An 18,897-nucleotide genomic window follows, 5' to 3' on the forward strand; every position below is an offset into this window, starting at 1 on the left:
GGTCCGGTTCATGGAGCAGATATTTCCGACGGCCGAGCACACCGCGGCTGCCTTGCGTGCCGGTGAAGTGACGTCGGCGGACCTGACGGACGAGGCGATCGCCCGTATCGAGCGGGAGGACAAGGCGGTCAACGCCGTCTGTGTGCCGGACTTCGACCGTGCGCGGGCTGCCGCGCGCCGTGCCGACCGGGCGCGCGCCCAGGGTGAGGACGGGCCGTTGCTCGGCGTTCCGGTCACGGTCAAGGAGTCGTACAACATCGTCGGGATGCCGACGACTTGGGGAATGCCGCTGCATCGGGACTACATGCCGGCCGAGGACGCGGTGCAGGTGTCGCGGCTCAAGGCCGCGGGTGCGGTGGTGCTCGGCAAGACGAATGTGCCCTTGGGGCTGCAGGATATTCAGAGCTTCAACGAGATCCACGGCACCACCAGCAACCCGTGGGATCACGGCCGTACACCGGGTGGGTCGTCCGGCGGGTCAGCGGCGGCCCTGGCGTGTGGGTTCGGGGCGCTGTCCATCGGGTCCGACCTGGCCGGTTCGTTGCGGACTCCCGCGCATTTCTGCGGGATTTACACACACAAGCCGACGCTCGGGCTGGCGGCGGCCCGCGGTATGGTCCCGCCGCTCACACCTGCGTTGCCGGCCGAACCCGACCTCGCCGTCGTCGGTCCGATGGCGCGCAGTGCGCGTGACCTCGCGCTTCTGCTCGATGTCATGGCCGGGCCGGATCCGCTGACGCTCGGTGTGGCGCACGAGGTGACGCTGCCGCCCGCGCGCCACGAGCGGCTCTGCGACTTCCGGGTCCTGGTCCTCGACGAGCATCCGTTCATTCCGACCGGTTCCGCCGTGCGGGCGGGCGTACGGCGTGTGGCCGACGCGCTTGTCGAGGCCGGCGCCCGCGTGGAGCGGCACAGTGCGCTGCTGCCCGATCTGGCCGAGGCCGCCGTGCTCTACACGCAGTTGTTGTTTTCGGGTTCCGTCGCGCGTTTTCCCGTCGAGTCGTACGAGGTGCTGCGGACGCGCGCGGCAGGGCTGAGCGCGGACGACCGGAGTCTTGATGCGGCGCGGCTGCGCGGCATGGTGTTCAGCCACCGTGACTGGATCGAGGCGAACGGCCGTCGCGAGCTCCATCGCCATGGCTGGCGGCGGTTCTTCGCGGAGTTCGACGCCGTGGTGTGTCCCGTCACGCCCACTCCCGCGTTCCCGCACGACCACAATCCCGACCCGAGGGAACGCCGTATCGACATCGACGGCGTCGAGTACCCGTATTTCGACCAGCTCGTCTGGGCCGGTGTGGCCACCATGCCGGGCCTGCCCGCCACGGCCGTGCCCGCGGGCCGGTCCCCGGCGGGTCTGCCGGTGGGGGTGCAGCTCATCGGCCCGGTGTTCGAGGACCGCACCCCGCTGCGGCTGGCCGAACTGCTCGAGCACGAGATCGGCGGCTTCCGGGCGCCGCGGTAGGGCTGTCGGCGGCCTGGAGGGCCAATCGGCCGCGCCGGGAACAGCAGGTACGGCCGGCGCGGTTGCATCGGTTGAGGGACCGGTGCCGCGCGGGTGGGGGACACGGAGGTCGCGGGGCTGTCCGCTCCGCCGGGGTCCGGGCCCCGTGATCGCGGTGCGCCCGCCGCGCGCTCGGACCACTACGCATTCCGCAGGAGGACTTTCCATGACTGACCGGCCCTTGACGCTCATGGCAGTACACGCCCATCCCGACGACGAGGCGACCGGAACCGGCGGGGTCCTTGCGCGGTATGCGGCGGAAGGCATCCGTACGGTTCTCGTGACCTGTACCGACGGCGGGTGTGGTGACGGGCCGGGGGGTGTCAAACCGGGTGATCCCGGGCACGACCCCGCGGCGGTCGCCGTGATGCGCCGTCAGGAACTCGAGACGAGCTGTGAGGCCCTGAAGATCAGCGATCTGGAGATGCTGGACTATGCGGACTCCGGGATGACGGGCTGGCCGAGCAACGACGCCCCCGGAGCCTTCTGGCAGACCCCCGTACGGGACGGCGCGGCCCGGCTTGCCGAGCTCATGCGGCACTACCGGCCCGATGTGGTTGTCACCTATGACGAGAACGGCTTCTACGGCCACCCCGACCACATCCAGGCCCACCGCATCACGATGGCGGCGCTGGAGATGACCGAGCTGACGCCGAAGGTGTACTGGACCACGATGCCGCACTCGGTGATGCAGCGGTTCGGCGAGCTCATGCGCGAGTTCGGGGAGGACATGCCGGAGCCGGATCCTGCCGAGGCCGCGGCGATGGCCGAGATCGGACTCCCCGATGACGAGATCACCACGTGGGTGGACACCACGGCGTTCAGCGGTCAGAAGTTCGACGCGCTGGCCGCGCACGCCAGTCAGGGTGACAACATCTTCTTCCTCAAGATGGGCAGGGAGAGGTTCGGCGAGCTGATGGGCATGGAGACCTTCCTGCGTGTCCGGGACGCCACGGGCGCGGCCGTGCCCGAGAACGATCTCTTCGCCGGACTGCGCTGACCCGTCCGTACGGGCGGCCGGGGCGGCCCCGTGTGCCGACCGGGGCCGTCAGGCGGAGGACCCCGGCTCGCCGGAGGCGAGGCGGTTCAGCCACTCGCCGAGCAGGTGCTGTTCGGCGCTGCTCAGTGTGGTCTGTTCGGGCAGTGCGGCCCGCAGGGCGCGGGCGGCGCCGGCCGGGCCCGGTTCCTGCACGGTCGGCTCCTGGCTGGTCACGCTGGTGATCATGGACTCCCGGAGTGTGGTCAGCAGGGCCGGGTCGCGCCGGTCCTCGGGCAGGGAGAGCCAGGTGAGGACCGCGCCGCGGGCCGTGGCGTGGATGAGCGCGGCGGCGAGGTGCTCGTCGACGCGGAGCCAGCCGCGGGCGGCGAGGTGCCGGATGCGGCCCAGCAGGATCTCCATGCTGGTCTGGAAGGTGGCTGACGTCTCCTTTGTGGGCTCGCTGTACATCAGCGTGTAGAGCGCCGGGTTGGCGATGCCGAACTCGACGGCCAGGTCCCAGCCGTTCCGGAGGTCCTCGACGGGGTCCTCGGGGTCGGGGTCGATGTGCTTGGCCGCGAGGAACGTGGTGAAGCCGTGTTCGGCCACCGCGTCGAGCAGCCCGTCCTTGTCGCCGAACAGCCGGTAGATGGCCGGTGGTTGTACGCCTGCCGCGACCGCGACGGCGCGTGTGGTGACGGCGTCGCGGCCCTCGCGTGTCAGCAGGTCGATGGTGGCCTCGATGACCCGCTGCCGTAGCTGTTCGCGGCCGGTGGCGGCAGTGCCGGGTGCGACGGGGACGGTGGCGCCGGGCGGGGCGGCTGCGCCGCCACCGCTGTGTGGACGAGATGGCATGTTCCGACGATACAGCCTGGGTGGTTCCATCGATAGTTTCAGTGTTACGGTCTCGATGGTTCCATTGGAATCATCGAGGCTGAGGAGCGCGGAATGCCAGACCGGATCAAGATCGTGGCTCTCGAGGAGCACGTCGCCCTGCCGACGCTGCTCGACGCGTGGGCCAAGGCGGGCGTGCCGCAGATCCCGCAGCTCGGGTTCGGCGACGAGCCGTTCGCGCGGCGGCTGCGGGACACCGGGGAGCAGCGCCTGGCCGACATGGACGACCAGGGCGTCGATGTCGCCGTCCTGTCCCTGGCCTCGCCCGGCGTGCAGAACCTCGCGGCCCAGGACGCGGTGAGCGTGGCCCGCGAGGCCAACGACGCGCTGGCCGGGGTCGTCGCCGGGCGCCCCGACCGGTTCCAGGCGTTCGCCGCCGTCCCCACGGCGGCGCCCGAGGCCGCCGCGGCCGAACTGGAGCGCGCGGTCACCCGGCTCGGCTTCCCCGGCGCGATGCTGTACGGGCGTACGGGCGACAAGCTGGCCGACGCCCCGGAGTTCGAGGAGCTGTACGCCACGGCCGAACGCCTCCGGGTGCCGCTGCACTTCCATCCCCAGACCCCGGTCCCCGAGGTCCTCAAGGCGTACTACTCCGGCTTCGACGACGGTGTGGGGATGGCGCGCGGTACGGGCATGGGGCTCGCGACGGCGGGACTCGGCTGGTACTTCGACCTGGGCATCCAGTATCTGCGGATGATCTTCTCCGGGGTCTTCGACCGGCATCCCGGGCTACAGGTGATCGCGGGGCACTGGGGCGAAGTCGTCCTGTTCTATCTGGACCACACCGGGATCATGGCGCACAACGCCGGGCTGGAGCGCCCGCTCGCCGACTACTTCACGCAGAACTTCCGGGTGTGCGGCAGCGGCACGGTCAGCGAGCGCTACATGCGGTGGACGGCGGAGGTCGTGGGCACGGAGCGCATGATGTATTCGACCGACTACCCCTACACGTTCGGCACCCGGCCCGGCGGATTCCCCTTCCTCGACACCGCGAACGGGGTCGCCCGCTCGTTCCTCGAGCAGGCACCGTTCAGCCACGAGGAGAAGGCCGCGATCGGATCCGGCAACTGGGAGAAGCTGACGGGTCAGCAGCGCCGCTGACCCGTCAGCCGCGTGGACGCGACGCCGCGTGGACGCGACGCTCAGTCCGGGCGGAGGTGCGTGACCGGCAGGCCGTGCTCGGCCCGCAGGCGGTCTGCCACCAGCGAGCGGTGGCAGGCCGCCGGATCGCGTTCGACGCAGAGAAGGGCGGTCGCCGAACCGTCCGGAAGCCCGGCCACGAGTGCACCGAGGTCGTACGGGTCGAGCATCTCGCGGACGTAGAGCTCGGCGTACGCGGGTGCCAGCGCGACACGGTCGCGTTTGCCCACGCCCTGGCGGTCGTCCTCGCGGTACTGGAGCCGGCGGAGCCCGGTCGTCGGCGCCAGCTCCTTGACGTGCCGGTAGCCGATGTCCGCCGCGGCGAGGGCGTCTTGGAGCCGTCCCGAGTTCGCCCAGGCGTACTCGGGGCCCCGTACGCCGCGGCGCTGGCGGAGGTCGAGCAGCAGCCCCACGCCGCCGTCGGCGAGCTTCGCCAGGAAGGCCACGGGCGTGAAGCCGTAGACGCCGATCGTCGCGACGCGCCTCATCGCGGCACCCGGCCCTACCGCGCCAGCGCCGGCTGGTCGGCGGCCCACAGCCACGACCCGTCCGGCTGGCGGCGGGCGATCTCGACTGTCACGTCGCCGTTGGTCAGCGTGGCCGCGGTCAGCGCCAGGTCGCCGGCCACCAGCGCCGGGTGCTGCCTGCCCGGCGAGAGGACCGGCGCGGCCGCGACGAACTGCTCGTACACTTCGCGGATCTCCGCGTGTCCGGTCGCGAGGCGGCCCGGCGGGAACGCCAGCACGGCGTCCGGCTCGTACAACGCCACCAGCCCTGCCACGTCGCCCGCGTTGGCGCGCTCGACGAAGTACCTGCCCAGGTCGTTCGGCTCGGTGGCCGCTCTGTTGTCTGTCATGCGGCTCAGCCTCCCAAGGGATATACGACATCCTGTGTCACGTATCGGAGTAGAGTCTCCGTGTGCGCGCCGACCGGCTGGTCTCACTGGTGCTGCTGCTGCGGCAGCACGGCCGGCTGTCCGCGGCCGCGCTCGCCCGCGAGCTGGAGGTGTCCACCCGCACCGTGCTGCGCGACATCGAGGCGCTGTCGGCGGCCGGTGTCCCGGTCTACGCCGAACGCGGCCGGCACGGCGGGTTCGCGCTGCTGCCCGGTTTCCAGACCGAGCTCACCGGGCTGAACCACGACGAGGCACTCGCCCTGCTGGCCGCCGGATCGCGGCGCGGTGCGCAGGCGTTCGGCCTCGGTGCGGCGCTCGCCTCGGCCATGCGCAAGGTCGTCGACGCGCTGCCCGAGGGGCAACGGGCCACGGCGGCAGGCGCGGTCCAGCGGCTGCTCATCGATCCGGAGACCGATCTCCTCGCGCGCCGGCAGGTCGCCGAGGAGGTGCCCGACGCCGTGGTGGCCGAGGTACGGCGCGCGGTGTTCGCCGGACACAAGCTGCGCATCCGCTACGCGGCCGTGGACCAGGACCCGAAGTGGCGCACGGTGGACCCGGTCGGCCTGGTCACCGTACGCGGCCAGGGCTACCTGCTGGCCACGAGGTCCGGCGCGGACCGCACCTACCGCCTGTCCCGCGTCTCGGCGGCCGAGGAGCTCACCGAACCGGCGCAGCGACCGGACCGGGTCGATCTGGACCGGGCCTGGCAGGAACGCAGCACGCGGTTCCGTACGGGCGGTGACCAAGTCACCGTGCTGGCACGGGTGAACCCGGCACGGCGGAAGGAACTGGCGGGCACGGCGCTGGCCGTCCTCGCCGAGGAAGCGGAAGACGCCGACGGGGGCGGCTGGTTGCGGCTGGAAGTGACCTTCCAGGATCCGAGGCACGCGGAGTGGGCGCTGTGGCGGCTCGCCACGGACGCGGAGGCACTGTCCCCGCAGTGGCTGCGTACCTCCCTGCGCGACCGGGCCGCCGCGATCGCCGCCCGCTACGGGGAGCCGTCCGCGTAGATCCGTAGCCGTAGCCGTAGCCGTAGCCGTAGCCGTCGGCGGTCGGCGTCGCCGGATCGGAGGGGCGCCGTCACGCCCAGAACCCGCCTCCCGTGCCCATCCCGAGGAGCCACAGCAGCGCCGAGGTCACCGTCCCGAAGCCCAGCCAGGCCCCGAGCCGGGACCGGGCCGGGCCGGGCGCCAGCGTCGCCCGCCACGCGAACCCGCCCAGCATCGCGCCGAGAAGCGCCAGGCCGAGTGCGCCGACGCCGCGCATCGTCAGGTTGCTCCTGCCCTGGTCGTCGGAGCGGATGAGGCCGGGGGGCCCGTGGTCCGGCCGCGTGGCGTGTGCCGTGAACGACTCGCCGCTCTCCATCCCCTCGGCGTCGTGGCTCTCCTCCAGGCGCAGGTCCGTCAGCTTCAGCGTGCCGTCGTCGGAGCGGAAGTCGCCGTGGCAGAAGGTGCTGGGGCCCTGCTTGCTGCCGCCGGTGCGTTCGCACCGGTCCAGGGTGAAGACGCCCGGCCGTCCGTCGTCGATGACGCTCTTGGGGTCCAGATAGTCCGTCTTCAGCAGCCCGATCCCGGACACCAGCGCCAGTACGGCGAAGAAGGCGGTGATGCCCGCCTTCTTACGCCGGGCCGGCGGCAGCGGCTCCCTCGCCGTACGCGCCTGTGGCTGCTCATCGGAGCCGGGAACTCCCGTCTCGGACGCCATGCGTATCCCTCGGCAATCTGTACGACTCGGCGTGCGCGCCGCACCCTACCCGCCGATTCGGCCAGGTCAGAAGTCCGGTCGGTACGTCACGAAGGCGAGCGCCGCCGGTCAGCGGCCCAGTCCGGCGGCCTTGGCGGCGCGTTGGGCGAGGACGTCCTCGCGGCGCGCCGTCATCTGCTGCAGCGCTTCCTTGCGGTCGCGCCTGGAGAGCCGGTCGAGGTACGTGTGGCCCTGGAGGTGGTCGGCCTCGTGCTGCAGGCAGCGGGCGAAGTAGCCGGTCGCCTCGATGACGAGGGGGTTGCCGTCCTTGTCGTGTCCGCGGGCGACGGCGCGGTCGGTGCGGGGGACGGCCATCCCGGCGCCGGGTACGGACAGGCAGCCCTCGAAGTCGTCGATGAGCCGGCGGCCGGCGGGGCCGGGCAGCTCCAGCACGGGGTTGACGAGGTGGCCGACGTGCCGGACGCCGTCGTCGTCGGGGCAGTCGTAGACGAACAGCCGCAGGTCGACGCCGACCTGGTTGGCGGCGAGGCCTGCGCCGTCGGCCACGAACATCGTCAGGAACATGTCGTCGATCAGCGCGGACAGCTCGGGCGAGCCGAACTCGGTCACCTCGCGGCACGGGCGGTGCAGCACGTCCTCGCCCACCACGGTGATCCGGCGGAGCGAACCGCGTTCCGCCTCCGGGGACGGTGCCGGGTGGGAGTCGACGGGGCGGCCCTGCACCCGTACCCGCCGGTCGGCGGCCCGTGACCGCTCGTGACGAACAGACATGCTGTGGTCCCTTTCCGGCTTGCTGTCCTGCCGCGCACACCGCACGCTTGCCAAGCTCTTTGCAAAGTAGCAGACTTTGCAAAGTGACCGAAGACGAACTCAGCTCCCCGTCCGGCCGGACTCCTCCGCACACCGGTGCGCGTGAGGGTGCCGGTGCCGGTGGCGGGCTGCGCGAGCACGAGGTCCGTACGGCGCTGCTGGAGCTGCTCGCGGACGTCGGCACCGTCACGGCGACGGAGGCGGCGGCGCGGCTGGGCTACAGCTCCGGGCTCTGCTCGTTCCACTTGCGGCAGCTCGCACGCCACGGACGTGTCGAGGAGGCACCGCACGGCGGTGGACGCGTACGCCCCTGGCGCCTGCGGCGGCAGGCCACGGCCGGGGCGCCCGAAGGGGGCGCGGGGGCTCAGGAGGGGGCGCCCGCCGCGGAGTTCGGCGATCTGGCGCGCGGCCTGGAGGACGAGAGCTGGCAGCGCTGGCTCGCCCAGCGCGACCAGGCGCCCGCCGAGTGGCGCCGCGACGAGGCCTTCAGCGCCGTCGCCCACCTCACGCCCGAGGAGATGGAGCGGGTCGCGGACGCGATCCGCCGGTCACTCGCGCCGTACCGGGACCGCGAGCAGCGGCCGCTGGCCCGCCCCGACGGCGCCCGCCCGGTCGCCCTCATCTCCCGGCTGTTCCCGCTGCTCCCCGAGTGAGGCAACCGAGGTGAACGAAGTGAACGGAGCGAGCAGAGCGAACCGGGGAAAGCGGGCCAACCGGCGGACGCGGTACGGGAGATGATCGGGCCCTGAACGAGATCATCCTGATGTCCGACCCGGCGGTCGCGGCCGTGCCCGTACGGGAGACCGGCGAACGCCTCGTGGACGTACGGCGGGAGGGCTCGCTGCTCGTCGACGGGCGTAAGGAGGCGGACTCCGGCGGCGCTTGCGGCCACCTGCGGGCAGGCGTCCTCGAGCGGCTGGCCAAGGCGGAGGCGCGGCTGCCGGACGGGCTGCGGTTGCTGTACGTCGAGGGGTACCGGCCGCCGGCGCTCCAGCGGCGGTACTTCGAGGCGTACGCGGCCACGCTCCGCGCCCGGAATCCGGAGTGGCCGGCCGACCGGCTGAGGTCGGCCGCCAGCCGCTACGTGTCGCCGCCGGAGATCGCCCCGCACAGCGCGGGCGCGGCCGTGGACCTCACCCTCGCCGACGCCGACGGGCGCGAACTCGACCTGGGCACCCGCATGAACGCGGACCCGGAGGAGAGCGCGGGCGCCTGCTACACGCACGCCGGCAACATCAGCGACGAGGCCCGCGCGCACCGGGACATCCTGGGCGCCGCGCTCACCGCCGCCGGGCTGGTCAACTACCCCACGGAGTGGTGGCACTGGTCCTACGGCGACCGCTACTGGGCCCTGATGACGGGCGCCCCCGCGGCGCACTACGGCCCCGTCGAGCCGGACTGAGCGGCCCGCCCCGGGTTCCGCTTGCGCGCTCCCGCCGAGGGGTTCAGCCCTCGCCCGTACGCACCAGGCCCGTCTCGTACGCGAAGACGGCGGCCTGGGTGCGGTCGCGCAGCCGCAGTTTGACGAGGATGCGGCCGACGTGGGTCTTCACGGTCTGCTCGGCGACGACGAGGCGCGTGGCGATCTCCGCGTTCGACAGGCCCTGTGCGATCAGGGACAGCACCTCCGTCTCGCGCTCCGTCAGGTCGCCGACGCGGTCCTTGAGCGGGGCGCGCGGCGCGTCCGCGGTGCGGGCGAAGGCGGAGATGAGGCGCTTGGTGACGTTCGGCGCGAGGAGCGCGTCGCCGCGGGCCACGACCCGTACGGCATGGGCGAGTTCGGCGGCGGACGCGTCCTTGAGGAGGAAGCCGGAGGCGCCGGCGCGCAGTGCCTCGTAGACGTACTCGTCGAGGTCGAACGTCGTCAGGACGAGGACGCTGACGGGGGCGGCGTCCGGTGCGCCGGCCGCCGCCGTGATGCGGCGCGTCGCCTCGATGCCGCCGAGTCCGGGCATGCGGATGTCCATCAGGACGACGTGCGGCGCGAGCCGGGCCGTACGGGCGACCGCGTCGGCGCCGTCCACGGCCTGGCCGACGACCTCGATGCCCGGCTCCGCGTTGAGCAGCACGGAGAAGCCCTGGCGGACCATGACCTGGTCGTCGGCGATCAGTACGCGGATGGGCGGCGTCACGTGGCGTCCTCGGCGGGGGGAGTCGTGGGCAGGACGGCGGTCACTTCCCAACCGCCGTCCGGCGTCGGGCCGGTGGCCAGCTCGCCGCCCAGCATGGCGGTGCGCTCGCGCATGCCGAGCAGGCCGTGGCCGGTGTCCGGAGGGGAAGCCGTACGGGAGCCGGGAGGGGAAGCCGTACGGGAGCCCGTACGGGAGCCCGCACCGGAAGCCGTACGCGAACCGGGGGCCCCCGCCGCCGGAACGGCCCCCTCCGGCCGCGTGTTCCGCACCCGCACCGTGAGCCCCGACGGGTGGTACCCCAGCTCCACCCGCGCCCGCGCCCCCGGCGCGTGCCGCAGCACGTTGCTCAGCGACTCCTGCACGATGCGGTACGCGGAGAGCTCCACGCCGGGCGGCAACGGCCGCCGTTCACCGGTCGTGACGGCGGTGACGGCGAGGCCCGTGCCGCGTACCTTGCCCAGCAGCTCGTCCAGCAGGTCGAGGCCCGGCTGCGGGGCGTGCCGCGTGCCGTCGTCGGGGGCGCCCCCGGCGGTGTCCTCGGCGCGCAGCAGCCCGAGCACGCGGCGCAGTTCGGCGAGCGCGTCGACGGCGTTGGCGCGGATGCCCGCCAGGTTCTCGGTCAGCTCCGGGGAGGGCCGGTCGACGAGGTGCGGCGCGACCTGCGCCTGGATGGACACGACGGACATGTGGTGGGCGACGACGTCGTGGAGTTCGCGGGCGATCCGGGTGCGCTCCTGAAGGACGGTCCGCCGGGTGCGTTCCTCGGCGGTCAGCTCCTGCTGCGCGGCGAGTTCGGTACGGGCGACCTGCCTGCCGCGCAGGGCCGCGCCGGCGAGCGCGGCGACCGCGAGGACGGTGACGGCGAAGTGGCCGCCGGGCCGCCCGGCTTGCAGCAGCCCGCACCCGAGCCCGGTCGCCGCGCTGATCAGCAGCGTCTCCAGGGTGATACGCGGGCGCACCCGCAGCGCCAGCAGGAACAGCACCCCCGCCTGCGCCGTGAGCCCGGTGCCGGTCCACGGGTACAGCGCGTCGACGTCGGCCTCGCCCCGCGCGTACCACGCGACCACGGGCATCACGAGCGTCGCGCCCCACCAGGCCGGTACCGGCCGGAACAGCGCGGCGACCAGCGCGGCCGACTGGAGCGCGGCGAGGAGGAGTCCGGGGCGGGTGCCCATGTGGTAGTCGAAGGCGTACTCGTTCGCGCTGCCCGCCAGCAGGAGGCCCGCGAGGACCACCACCACGACGGCGATCGCGGGCAGCCAGTCCAGCCAGCGGGGGCGGGCGGTGTGCGGCGGCGGCTCGGCGGCGGTGGTCCACAGGTCGTCGCGGAGGACACGGAAGACGCGCAGGACGCGGAGATGGCGCAGGGCGCGCAGGGCACGCCGTACGACGCGCTCCCCGCGCGCTCTGTCCGCCGGCCGTTCCGTCATGCCGCCACCCCCGCCGTACCGGCACCCGCGTCCGCGTCCGCCGGTACGGAAGTTACGCGGCCGCCGCGCCCCCGTCGTCACGCGTGAGGAGGGTCGGGGCGCGTAGCTCTCAGGTACTACGGGTACGAGGACGCCGCGTACGACCCCTTCTGCCGCACGCCGCCCTCTGCCATAGTGCTGGGTGCCCACCAGACAACGTTGTCACAGCAGTTCGGCACACACTGCCCCCAACCCCGCGCCCCCCAGCTCACGTTGCCGCACGAACGGAGCCCGCGAATGAGACCAGCCCCCAACCCCCCCCGCACCCCCCACCCCGCCCCCCTCCCCGCAGCCCCCCCGTGCCCCGGCCTGCTCGCACCCCCCCCGGCCCCCCCCCCCCGCCCCCCCGCCCCCCCCCAGCCCCGGCCACCCCCCGCCCCGGGCCATCCCCTCACCCGCCCCCCCACGTACGGCCCCACCCGCCCCGGACTCCCCGGCATCCCCGGAATCCCCGGCATCCCCGCAGGTGGTGATCGAGGACCGCTACGAGCTGCTGGAACCGATCGGCAGCGGCGGCATGGGCGAGGTGTGGAAGGCCCACGACCGGCGGCTGCGCCGGCACGTCGCCGTGAAGGGCATGCTCGACCAGAACGCGATGACCGCAGGCACCCGGGCCGCGGCGATGCAGCGGGCGCGCCGGGAAGCGGAGGCCATCGCCAAGATCGAGCACCGGAACGTGGTGACGGTCCACGACCAGGTGGAGACCGCCAACCAGGTCTGGATCGTGATGAAGCTGCTCGAAGCCAGATCCCTGGAGGATCTGCTGCGCACCGATCGGGCGCTCGCCGTACCGAGAGCGGCGGACATCGGCCTCCAGATGCTCCAGGGCCTGCGGGCGGTGCACGCGGCCTCCGTCGTCCACCGCGATGTGAAGCCGGGCAACGTACTGGTCCGGGACGACGGGCTGGTGATCCTGGTGGACTTCGGGATCGCGACGTTCGAGGGCGCCGCCGAGGTGACCCGGGCGGGCACCGTCATCGGCACGCCCTCGTACCTGGCGCCGGAGATCTTCGCCTCCGGTTCCGCCGACCGCACCGCCGCGTCCGACCTGTGGGCGCTGGGGATCACGCTGTACAAGATGGTCGAGGGCCGCGTCCCCTTCGCAGGCAGCGAAGTGTGGGAGGTCCAGGAGAACATCCGGCGGTATCCGGACCCGCCGTTCCGGTACGCCGGTCCCCTCGCCCCGGTGATCCAGGGGCTGTTGAGCACGGACCCCGGCGAACGCCTGGACGCGGCCACGGCGGAGGTCATGCTTCAGGAGGTGCTGAGCGACCCGCCCGCGCCGCACTCACCCCCGGCAGCGGCCACGCGCCCGCCGACGGCCGCCTCTCAACGGGGCCCCGGCCCCGCTCCCGTAGCCCCCGGGCCTGCGGCGGGGGCCGCGGCCGCCGCGTCTGCCCCGTCCACCCCGGAAGCACCCGCCCCGGCCGCCGCGGCGGCGAGCGGACAGGGCACCGGACAGCGCCGCGGGCTCTGGCTGAAGGTGGCGGCGGCGGCCCTGTGCGTGGCGCTGCTGGCCACGGCCGGCTGGCTGGTGGCGAACGGCGACGAGGATCCGGGCGGCAAGACCGACAATGCCGGCCAGGAGGGTCAGGAGGGTCAGGAGGGCCAGGACGGCGGCGGGGCGGAGGAGTGGGCGTCGCCGCCCACCACTCTGAAGATCGGCGTCAAGGACGATCAGCCGGGCCTGGGTCTCGAGAAGAACGGCAAGCGCACGGGTTTCGAGGTCGAGCTGGCCTACGAGATCGGCCGGAAGATGGGGTACGACAAGGGGAAGGTCGAACTCGAGACGGTCGAGACCGTGAACCGGAGCAGCGACCTGTGGAAGAAGAAGGTGCACCTGGTCATCGCTTCGTACAGCATCACGGACGACCGGAAGAAGTCCGGCAAGTACCCGGTCGACTTCGCCGGCCCGTACTACCTCGCGGGCCGGGGATTCCTGGTACGCGAGCAGAGCAAGCGCCCGATCTCGGACTCCAACGAGCTGATCGACGACAAGCTCGAAGTGTGCACCGCGGCGAAATCCACGTACGAGAAGGAGCTGGACAAGAGGGGCTTCAACATGAAGGACCCGCAGCCCAGCACGTACGAGGGCTGCAAAAATCTGCTGCTGGAGGACAAATCCCCCGTCTACGCGGTGGCTTCGGACGACGTCGTCCTCGCGGGCTTCGAGTACGCGGACCCGGACAGGCTGCGGCGGCTGAACAACATCGAGGGCGTCGAGAAGTACGGCATCGCGATGCTTCCCGACAGCCCGATCCTGAAGGGCAAGGTGTGCTCGGCACTGCGGGAGATCAAGGCCAACGGCTCCTGGGACCGGATGTACATGGACAACCTGGCCCCCGTCATGGGCAGCGAGACCCCACCGGGCCGCCCTGACCTGGAGGAGTGCCGGAAGTAGGGGGCCTCGGCCGCTGACGGCGGACCAGATCGTCCCGGTGCCGGGGCCCCTGGCGGGCCCCGGCACCGGGACGTTAAGACGCCGCCGTCGAGCAGCGCCCGTTCGCGCCGGGCGCGGTCGGGCGTCGAACGACCGGCGCATCGCGGGCTCGTACGGCTCGACGGCCACACCGTGGAACGCCTCGATCCCGGCCCCGAGCCCCCGCAGCGCCTCGGGCCCCCGCCGCCAGGCGGCACCGCGCGGGTGTCCGGCGGCCAGCCGGGTCAGGTCCGAACGCAGCGCCGTACGCGGGGTGCTCAGCACGGTGTCGATGCCGGAGCGCAGGTCGGTGAGGAAGTCGGGTGAGTAGCCGCGCGGTGGCGCCAGCCGGGCCAGTGCCCGCACCGGCCGCTCCGCGGTCTGCCGCAGCCGGGAGCCGACCTGGCGCCGCCAGGTGCCGAACACCGGGCTCCGGTACGCGGAACGGAACATGTGCAGGGGCAGCAGCACCTCCCACAGCGGGTGCGGCCCGGCCAGGAAGCGGACGCGGGCCAGGTCTTCCACGGTGAAGTCGATGCGCAGCGCCATGGCGGTCTCCGGCACGAGGGCAGGGCGGCGGAACGGCAGGGCGGCGGAACGGAGGGGCTCGGGCTGGTGCGACGCCTCTCCGGGCAGGCCGAAGCCGCCGTGCCGTGCACGGGGCGGTCGGCGCCCGGCCCGAACGGAACCTGCTCGACCGCCCTCGCTCAGCCCTCCTGCGGCTCGCCCAGGGCGCGGACGACCGCCGACGGGCTCTCGCGGCTCAGGTGCCCCGCCAGCCAGACGCTCGTCTGGACGAGCTTGGTGAGGTCGACCCCGGTACGGACCCCGAGCCCTTCGAGCTGCCAGAGCAGGTCCTCGGTGGCGAGGTTGCCGGTCGCGCTCCGGGCGTACGGGCAGCCGCCGAGTCCGCCCGCCGACGTGTCCACCGTGGTCACTCCGTGCTGGAGTGCGACGAGCGTGTTGGCGAGCCCTTGGCCGTAGGTGTCGTGGAAGTGGACGGCGATGCGGTCGATCGGTACGCCGGCGGCCGTCAACGCTCCCAGCAGCGCGCCGACACGGCCCGGGGTGGCGACGCCGATGGTGTCGCCGAGGCTGAGTTCGGTGCAGCCCAGGGAGATCAGTCTGGTCGCGACGTCGACGACCTGCGCCGTGGGGACGGCACCTTCCCAGGGGTCGCCCCAGCACATGGACAGATATCCGCGTACGGTAAGGCCGGCTTCGCGGGCCAGGCCGATTACGGGGGCGAACATGTCAAGGGACGCGGCGACGGTACGGTTGAGGTTTGCCTGCGCGAAGCTCTCGGTGGCCGAAGCGAATACCGCGATGTCGGAGACACCGAGGTCGAGGGCGCGGCGCAGGCCCCGCTCGTTGGGTACGAGCACGGGGTAGCGGACCCCGGGGCGGCGGTCGACCCGGCGAAGGACTTCCTCGGCGTCGGCCAGCTGCGGTACCCACTTGGGGTGCACCATGCTCGTGGCCTCGATGACCCGGTGCCCGGCGTCCGCAAGGCGTTCGATGAACTCGGCCTTCACCCCGGTGTCCACGGGCCGGGGCTCGTTCTGGAGTCCGTCGCGGGGGCCGACCTCGCAGATCGTGACAGCTTCGGGGAGTCCGGGAAGCGGTGCGGTCCCGCAGCCGCTCATCGCCCGGACCTCATCGCCCGGACGTGCCTGATCGACCGCACGTGCCTCATCGACCGGACCGCAGCTCGGCCAGGACCTGCCCGGCGTGGTCGGCGCGGACCTTCCCGTCGGCGATCAAACGGGCGACGACGGTCGGCACTTCCTCGGCGGTGGCGCCGACGGTGGAGGCGATGTTGCGGGCGTGCAGGGACATGTGGCCGCGCTGGATGCCCTCTGTGGCCAGGGCACGTACGGCGGCGAAGTTCTGGGCCAGGCCGACCGCGGTGACGATCTCCGCGAGCTCTGCGGCCGTCCGTACTCCGAGGAGGGTGACCGCGGCCTGCGCGACGGGGTGCACTCTGGTTGCACCGCCGACGAGCCCTACCGGCATGGGCAGTTCGAGGGTGGCGGCGACGTTGCCGTCGGCGTCCTTCTCGAAGCGTGACAGCGACGTGTAGAGACCCGCGGCGGAGATCGCGTGGGAGTGGGCGCCGGCCTCGACGGCGCGGGTGTCGTTCCCGGTGGCGAGGACGACGGCGGTGATTCCGTTCATGATGCCCTTGTTGTGCGTGGCGGCCCGGTACGGGTCGGCCTCGGCGAGGGCGGCGGCATGGATGACGTTGTCGACGACGACGGCGCCCCCGAGTGCTTCGGCGTCGAACACCGCGCGGGCGCGGGAGAGTCGGAGATCGGCCTTGTTGGTGAGAATCCGGAGCAGGCTGTTCCCGCCGGCGATCTCGGCCGCACGCCCGGCGACCGCCTCGGCCATGGTGTTGACCGCGTTGGCGCCCATCGCGTCGCGCACGTCGACTCTCAGGTGCGCGACCACGTACGTGCCCGCACGTGAGGGCACCAGCCGGACCGCGATGTCGCGGACACCGCCCCCGAACTCGACGAGCTTCGGGTCCTGCGCGTTCGCCAACGCGATCAGCTCGTCACGGGCTTCCAGCAGCCGTACGCGCCCCGCCTCGGGGTCCGAGACGTCGACGATCTGGATCTGGGCCTGCATGACGGGCGTGGTCGAGGAGGTGGTGAACCCGCCGTGGATCCGTGCGATCTTGGCGGCGTTGCTGGCCGCGGCGACGACCGAGGCCTCCTCGGTGGCCATGGGCACCAGCACGTCGGCGCCGTTGACGACGAAGTTCGTCGCGACCCCCAGCGGTACGCCGAGGATTCCGGTGACGTTCTCGATCATGTGGTCGGCGAGTCCGAGGCCGAGCCCCTGGCCGGGGTCGAAGGCGGCGAGCGACGCGGGGTCGACGCCGGCGGCCTCGGCGACCGACTTGCGCCGGGCCTCGACGGAGAGATCCCGGAGACCGTGGATACGACTTGTGCGGGGCATGGCGCCCTCCCACCTCGGTGTGGCTGCGTACGGGAGGGGACGCTAGTGGGCATGACATCGGCCAGGAACGGACTGATCGTCCACTAACCAACGCACCGTTATGGGCCTTTGGTCAGTTGGACGAGGCGCACCGCGACGGTGATACGGAAGAGGCGGTCCGGCTCCTGCCAGTCCGCGCCGAGCAGTTCCGCCGCCCGCTCGAGCCGCTGGAGGACGGTGTTCTTGTGCAGGTGGAGGACGCGCGCGGTCGCGACCGGGCTCATCCTGTGGGCCAGGTAGGCGGCGAGGGTGGGCAGCAGCTTGCCCGCGTGCTCCGCGTCCCAGTCCAGCACGGGCCCGAGCACGCGCCGCACATACGTCGCCACGCGTGCTTCCCCCGGGCCGAACAGGGCCGTGTACGGGAGGTACTCGTCGACGGTGACGGCTGTGTCGCTCAGTCCGAGCGACGGCAGGATCCGTACGCATGCCGAGGCCGCCTCGACCTGGCCGCGCAGGTCGCCGGCAGCCTCGGCGAAGCCCGCGCCGACGGCCAGTACGGGCACCCGGACGGCGCGGCTGACGGTCGCGTGGACCCGCGCACCGGCCACCCCCGGGTCGGGATCGGCGGTGAGCGCCACGACCCGGTCGGCGTGTTCACCGACGGGGCCGCCGTTCCTGCGGAGGGCACGGACGGCCTCGCGGCGGCGTTCGGCCGGGACGGAGACCACGACCGCGGACCGCAGCTCGTCGAGCCGGATGCCGCGGGCGCGGGCGCGGGTGGCAAGGCCGGCACGGCGGTCGGCGTCGTCGGAGAGCATGTCGGCCAGCAGGTCGCCCCGAACGCGCTGCTCGGCCTCGATCATGGCGTCCTGTTTGAGCTTCAGCAGCGCGGTGATCTGGGCGGCGCGTTCGGCGGTTCGCAGCTCGACGGGCCCGAACTCCAGCTCACCCTGCGTCAGCAGCAGCGCGCCCAGCAGGGCGGGCCCGGCGAGGACGGCGACCGCGTAGCTGCCGTCTCCCGCGGACGCGCACCGTCCGCTGCGGCGGCTGCGGTCCACCGCGTCGGCGAGAGACGGGTCGAGGCGGCCGGTGTCGAGAAGCTCGACGTCGCACCGTAGGGCGCGCCCGAGCGCGGTCGCGACATCCGGTGCCTCGCCGCCCTGGAGGACAAGGCTGGTGAGGTCGCTGTGCACCTCGCTGGCCCGTTCCATCGCCTCGACGTGCCGTGCGAGCTCCCCGTACGCGCGGCGGGTCTCGTCCGCCGACTCCTGAGTACGCGCGAGGAGGCGGGCGGTCTGCAGCACGATGGCGGCGTGGTCGGCGAAAGCCGAGAGCAGGGAGACCTCGTCGGGGGAGAAAGCGTGCTCCACGCGGTTCGCGGCGAACAGCACACCGATCACCTCGTCGCCGGCCAGCAGCGGGACGCCGAGCAGGGACACGAGTCCTTCCGCGGCGACGGCGGCGTCGATGGCCGAGTCGTGCGGCACCTGGGTCATCGTGGTGTACCTGGACGTCCAGCTCGGCCGCCGCCCCTCGACCACCTGGCTCGCCAGGCCCATGCCGGGCGGCACCCGTAGGCCGAGGAAGGAGGGCGCGACGGTGCCGAGCGTCGTACGTACCCGCAGCTCCTGGCTGTCCGCGTCGAACTCGGACAGATAGGTCACGTCGGTGCCCACCAGGTCGTGTGCCCGCTCGACGAGCCGGCCCAGCAGCTCGTCGACGTCGCGCAGCTGCGCGAGCTCGCGCGCGGAGGAGAACAGCGCAGCGAGCTCCTGGCCGCGGCGCCGCCAGCGGTCGGAGGTCGAACGCAGGCGCCGCAGCTCGTGGCCGACGCGCGCGGCGGCCAGCTCGGGCAGGTCCGTCTCGGCGAGCAGGGCGTCCACGTCGACCTCCTGCTCCGCGGACGCCGCCCGCAACAGGTCGACGACGGCCTCGACGGGGATGGCGTCGGTGTCGGCCACGGGCCACCTCACTTCCCTGTGCTGACGGCCCTGAGCACTACCGGAGATCC

The 18,897-nt window shown here is 72.8% G+C and carries 17 protein-coding genes; 7 read left to right on the forward strand and 10 right to left on the reverse strand.

The annotated features are described in order from the left end of the window. Positions 1-10 precede the first annotated feature (10 nt). Both DVA86_RS24275 and DVA86_RS24280 read left to right on the forward strand, forming a co-directional pair. Positions 11-1,462 (forward strand): amidase, encoded by a 1,452-nt coding sequence (locus DVA86_RS24275; RefSeq protein ID WP_208881421.1) that lies wholly within the window; start codon positions 11-13, stop codon positions 1,460-1,462. A 205-nt stretch (positions 1,463-1,667) separates the two neighbouring features. Further along, positions 1,668-2,501 (forward strand): PIG-L family deacetylase, encoded by an 834-nt coding sequence (locus DVA86_RS24280; protein WP_208881422.1) that lies wholly within the window; start codon positions 1,668-1,670, stop codon positions 2,499-2,501. A 48-nt stretch (positions 2,502-2,549) separates the two neighbouring features. Here DVA86_RS24280 and DVA86_RS24285 read toward each other — a convergent pair whose 3' ends face one another. After that, positions 2,550-3,332: a TetR/AcrR family transcriptional regulator gene (locus DVA86_RS24285; RefSeq protein ID WP_208881424.1), complete on the reverse strand. Its 783-nt coding sequence runs from the start codon at positions 3,330-3,332 to the stop codon at positions 2,550-2,552. 93 nt (positions 3,333-3,425) lie between these two features. On the opposite strand from DVA86_RS24285, the gene DVA86_RS24290 reads away from it, so the two are divergent. Beyond that, positions 3,426-4,472: an amidohydrolase family protein gene (locus DVA86_RS24290; protein ID WP_208881425.1), complete on the forward strand. Its 1,047-nt coding sequence runs from the start codon at positions 3,426-3,428 to the stop codon at positions 4,470-4,472. Positions 4,473-4,513: 41 nt separating this feature from the next. Here DVA86_RS24290 and DVA86_RS24295 read toward each other — a convergent pair whose 3' ends face one another. Together DVA86_RS24295 and DVA86_RS24300 are read right to left on the reverse strand one after the other, a co-directional pair. Next, complete coding sequence (locus tag DVA86_RS24295) at positions 4,514-4,999, reverse strand: DUF488 domain-containing protein (protein WP_208881427.1); 486 nt, start codon at positions 4,997-4,999, stop codon at positions 4,514-4,516. A gap of 14 nt (positions 5,000-5,013) precedes the next feature. Continuing rightward, complete coding sequence (locus tag DVA86_RS24300; RefSeq protein WP_208881428.1) at positions 5,014-5,367, reverse strand: YybH family protein; 354 nt, start codon at positions 5,365-5,367, stop codon at positions 5,014-5,016. 62 nt (positions 5,368-5,429) lie between these two features. Here DVA86_RS24300 and DVA86_RS24305 point away from each other — a divergent pair, with 62 nt between their 5' ends. After that, entirely contained in the window at positions 5,430-6,416 is a 987-nt protein-coding gene (locus DVA86_RS24305; protein ID WP_208881430.1) for a helix-turn-helix transcriptional regulator, read from the forward strand. Between the two features lie 70 nt (positions 6,417-6,486). Here the strand turns inward: DVA86_RS24305 and DVA86_RS24310 are convergent, their stop codons facing one another. Together DVA86_RS24310 and def are read right to left on the reverse strand one after the other, a co-directional pair. Then, the gene (locus DVA86_RS24310; protein ID WP_208881432.1) at positions 6,487-7,110 is read right to left on the reverse strand and encodes a hypothetical protein; all 624 of its coding nucleotides are present in this window, start codon (positions 7,108-7,110) and stop codon (positions 6,487-6,489) included. A 108-nt stretch (positions 7,111-7,218) separates the two neighbouring features. Further along, positions 7,219-7,881: a peptide deformylase gene (gene def / locus DVA86_RS24315; protein WP_208881433.1), complete on the reverse strand. Its 663-nt coding sequence runs from the start codon at positions 7,879-7,881 to the stop codon at positions 7,219-7,221. Between the two features lie 83 nt (positions 7,882-7,964). Between def and DVA86_RS24320 the strand changes: the two genes are divergently transcribed. Further along, positions 7,965-8,573 (forward strand): ArsR family transcriptional regulator, encoded by a 609-nt coding sequence (locus DVA86_RS24320; protein ID WP_425470918.1) that lies wholly within the window; start codon positions 7,965-7,967, stop codon positions 8,571-8,573. Between the two features lie 92 nt (positions 8,574-8,665). Continuing rightward, on the forward strand, positions 8,666-9,322 hold the full coding sequence (locus DVA86_RS24325; RefSeq protein ID WP_208885097.1) for a M15 family metallopeptidase: 657 nt from the start codon (positions 8,666-8,668) through the stop codon (positions 9,320-9,322). Positions 9,323-9,365: 43 nt separating this feature from the next. On the opposite strand, the gene DVA86_RS24330 is transcribed toward DVA86_RS24325, so the two are convergent. Both DVA86_RS24330 and DVA86_RS24335 read right to left on the reverse strand, forming a co-directional pair. Next, positions 9,366-10,052: a response regulator gene (locus DVA86_RS24330; RefSeq protein WP_208881435.1), complete on the reverse strand. Its 687-nt coding sequence runs from the start codon at positions 10,050-10,052 to the stop codon at positions 9,366-9,368. Next, positions 10,049-11,482 (reverse strand): sensor histidine kinase, encoded by a 1,434-nt coding sequence (locus DVA86_RS24335; protein WP_208881437.1) that lies wholly within the window; start codon positions 11,480-11,482, stop codon positions 10,049-10,051. The genes DVA86_RS24330 and DVA86_RS24335 overlap by 4 nt, the downstream gene beginning before the upstream one ends. 505 nt (positions 11,483-11,987) lie before the next feature. On the opposite strand from DVA86_RS24335, the gene DVA86_RS24340 reads away from it, so the two are divergent. Then, the gene (locus DVA86_RS24340; protein ID WP_425470919.1) at positions 11,988-13,922 is read left to right on the forward strand and encodes a serine/threonine-protein kinase; all 1,935 of its coding nucleotides are present in this window, start codon (positions 11,988-11,990) and stop codon (positions 13,920-13,922) included. A 725-nt stretch (positions 13,923-14,647) separates the two neighbouring features. Here the strand turns inward: DVA86_RS24340 and DVA86_RS24345 are convergent. From DVA86_RS24345 to DVA86_RS24355, 3 genes are all read right to left on the reverse strand, one after another. After that, positions 14,648-15,586 carry a hydroxymethylglutaryl-CoA lyase gene (locus DVA86_RS24345; RefSeq protein ID WP_208881439.1) on the reverse strand — a complete coding sequence of 313 codons (939 nt, stop codon included), beginning with the start codon at positions 15,584-15,586 and terminating at the stop codon, positions 14,648-14,650. A 46-nt stretch (positions 15,587-15,632) separates the two neighbouring features. After that, entirely contained in the window at positions 15,633-16,907 is a 1,275-nt protein-coding gene (locus DVA86_RS24350; protein ID WP_208881441.1) for a hydroxymethylglutaryl-CoA reductase, degradative, read from the reverse strand. A 98-nt stretch (positions 16,908-17,005) separates the two neighbouring features. Further along, a complete protein-coding gene (locus tag DVA86_RS24355; protein WP_222623359.1) occupies positions 17,006-18,847 on the reverse strand; it encodes a helix-turn-helix domain-containing protein in 1,842 nt (613 codons plus the stop codon). Positions 18,848-18,897: the final 50 nt, after the last annotated feature.

The sequence above is a fragment of the Streptomyces armeniacus genome (assembly GCF_003355155.1).
Taxonomy (GTDB): domain Bacteria; phylum Actinomycetota; class Actinomycetes; order Streptomycetales; family Streptomycetaceae; genus Streptomyces; species Streptomyces armeniacus.

Excerpts from the sequence above, each read along its gene's own strand:
- DVA86_RS24275 (WP_208881421.1), top strand. The coding sequence starts at position 11 with ATGGAGCAGATATTTCCGACGGCCGAGCACACCGCGGCTGCCTTGCGT.
- DVA86_RS24280 (WP_208881422.1), top strand. The coding sequence starts at position 1,668 with ATGACTGACCGGCCCTTGACGCTCATGGCAGTACACGCCCATCCCGAC.
- DVA86_RS24285 (WP_208881424.1), bottom strand. The coding sequence starts at position 3,332 with ATGCCATCTCGTCCACACAGCGGTGGCGGCGCAGCCGCCCCGCCCGGC.
- DVA86_RS24290 (WP_208881425.1), top strand. The coding sequence starts at position 3,426 with ATGCCAGACCGGATCAAGATCGTGGCTCTCGAGGAGCACGTCGCCCTG.
- DVA86_RS24295 (WP_208881427.1), bottom strand. The coding sequence starts at position 4,999 with ATGAGGCGCGTCGCGACGATCGGCGTCTACGGCTTCACGCCCGTGGCC.
- DVA86_RS24300 (WP_208881428.1), bottom strand. The coding sequence starts at position 5,367 with ATGACAGACAACAGAGCGGCCACCGAGCCGAACGACCTGGGCAGGTAC.
- DVA86_RS24310 (WP_208881432.1), bottom strand. The coding sequence starts at position 7,110 with ATGGCGTCCGAGACGGGAGTTCCCGGCTCCGATGAGCAGCCACAGGCG.
- def (WP_208881433.1), bottom strand. The coding sequence starts at position 7,881 with ATGTCTGTTCGTCACGAGCGGTCACGGGCCGCCGACCGGCGGGTACGG.
- DVA86_RS24335 (WP_208881437.1), bottom strand. The coding sequence starts at position 11,482 with ATGACGGAACGGCCGGCGGACAGAGCGCGCGGGGAGCGCGTCGTACGG.
- DVA86_RS24345 (WP_208881439.1), bottom strand. The coding sequence starts at position 15,586 with ATGAGCGGCTGCGGGACCGCACCGCTTCCCGGACTCCCCGAAGCTGTC.
- DVA86_RS24350 (WP_208881441.1), bottom strand. The coding sequence starts at position 16,907 with ATGCCCCGCACAAGTCGTATCCACGGTCTCCGGGATCTCTCCGTCGAG.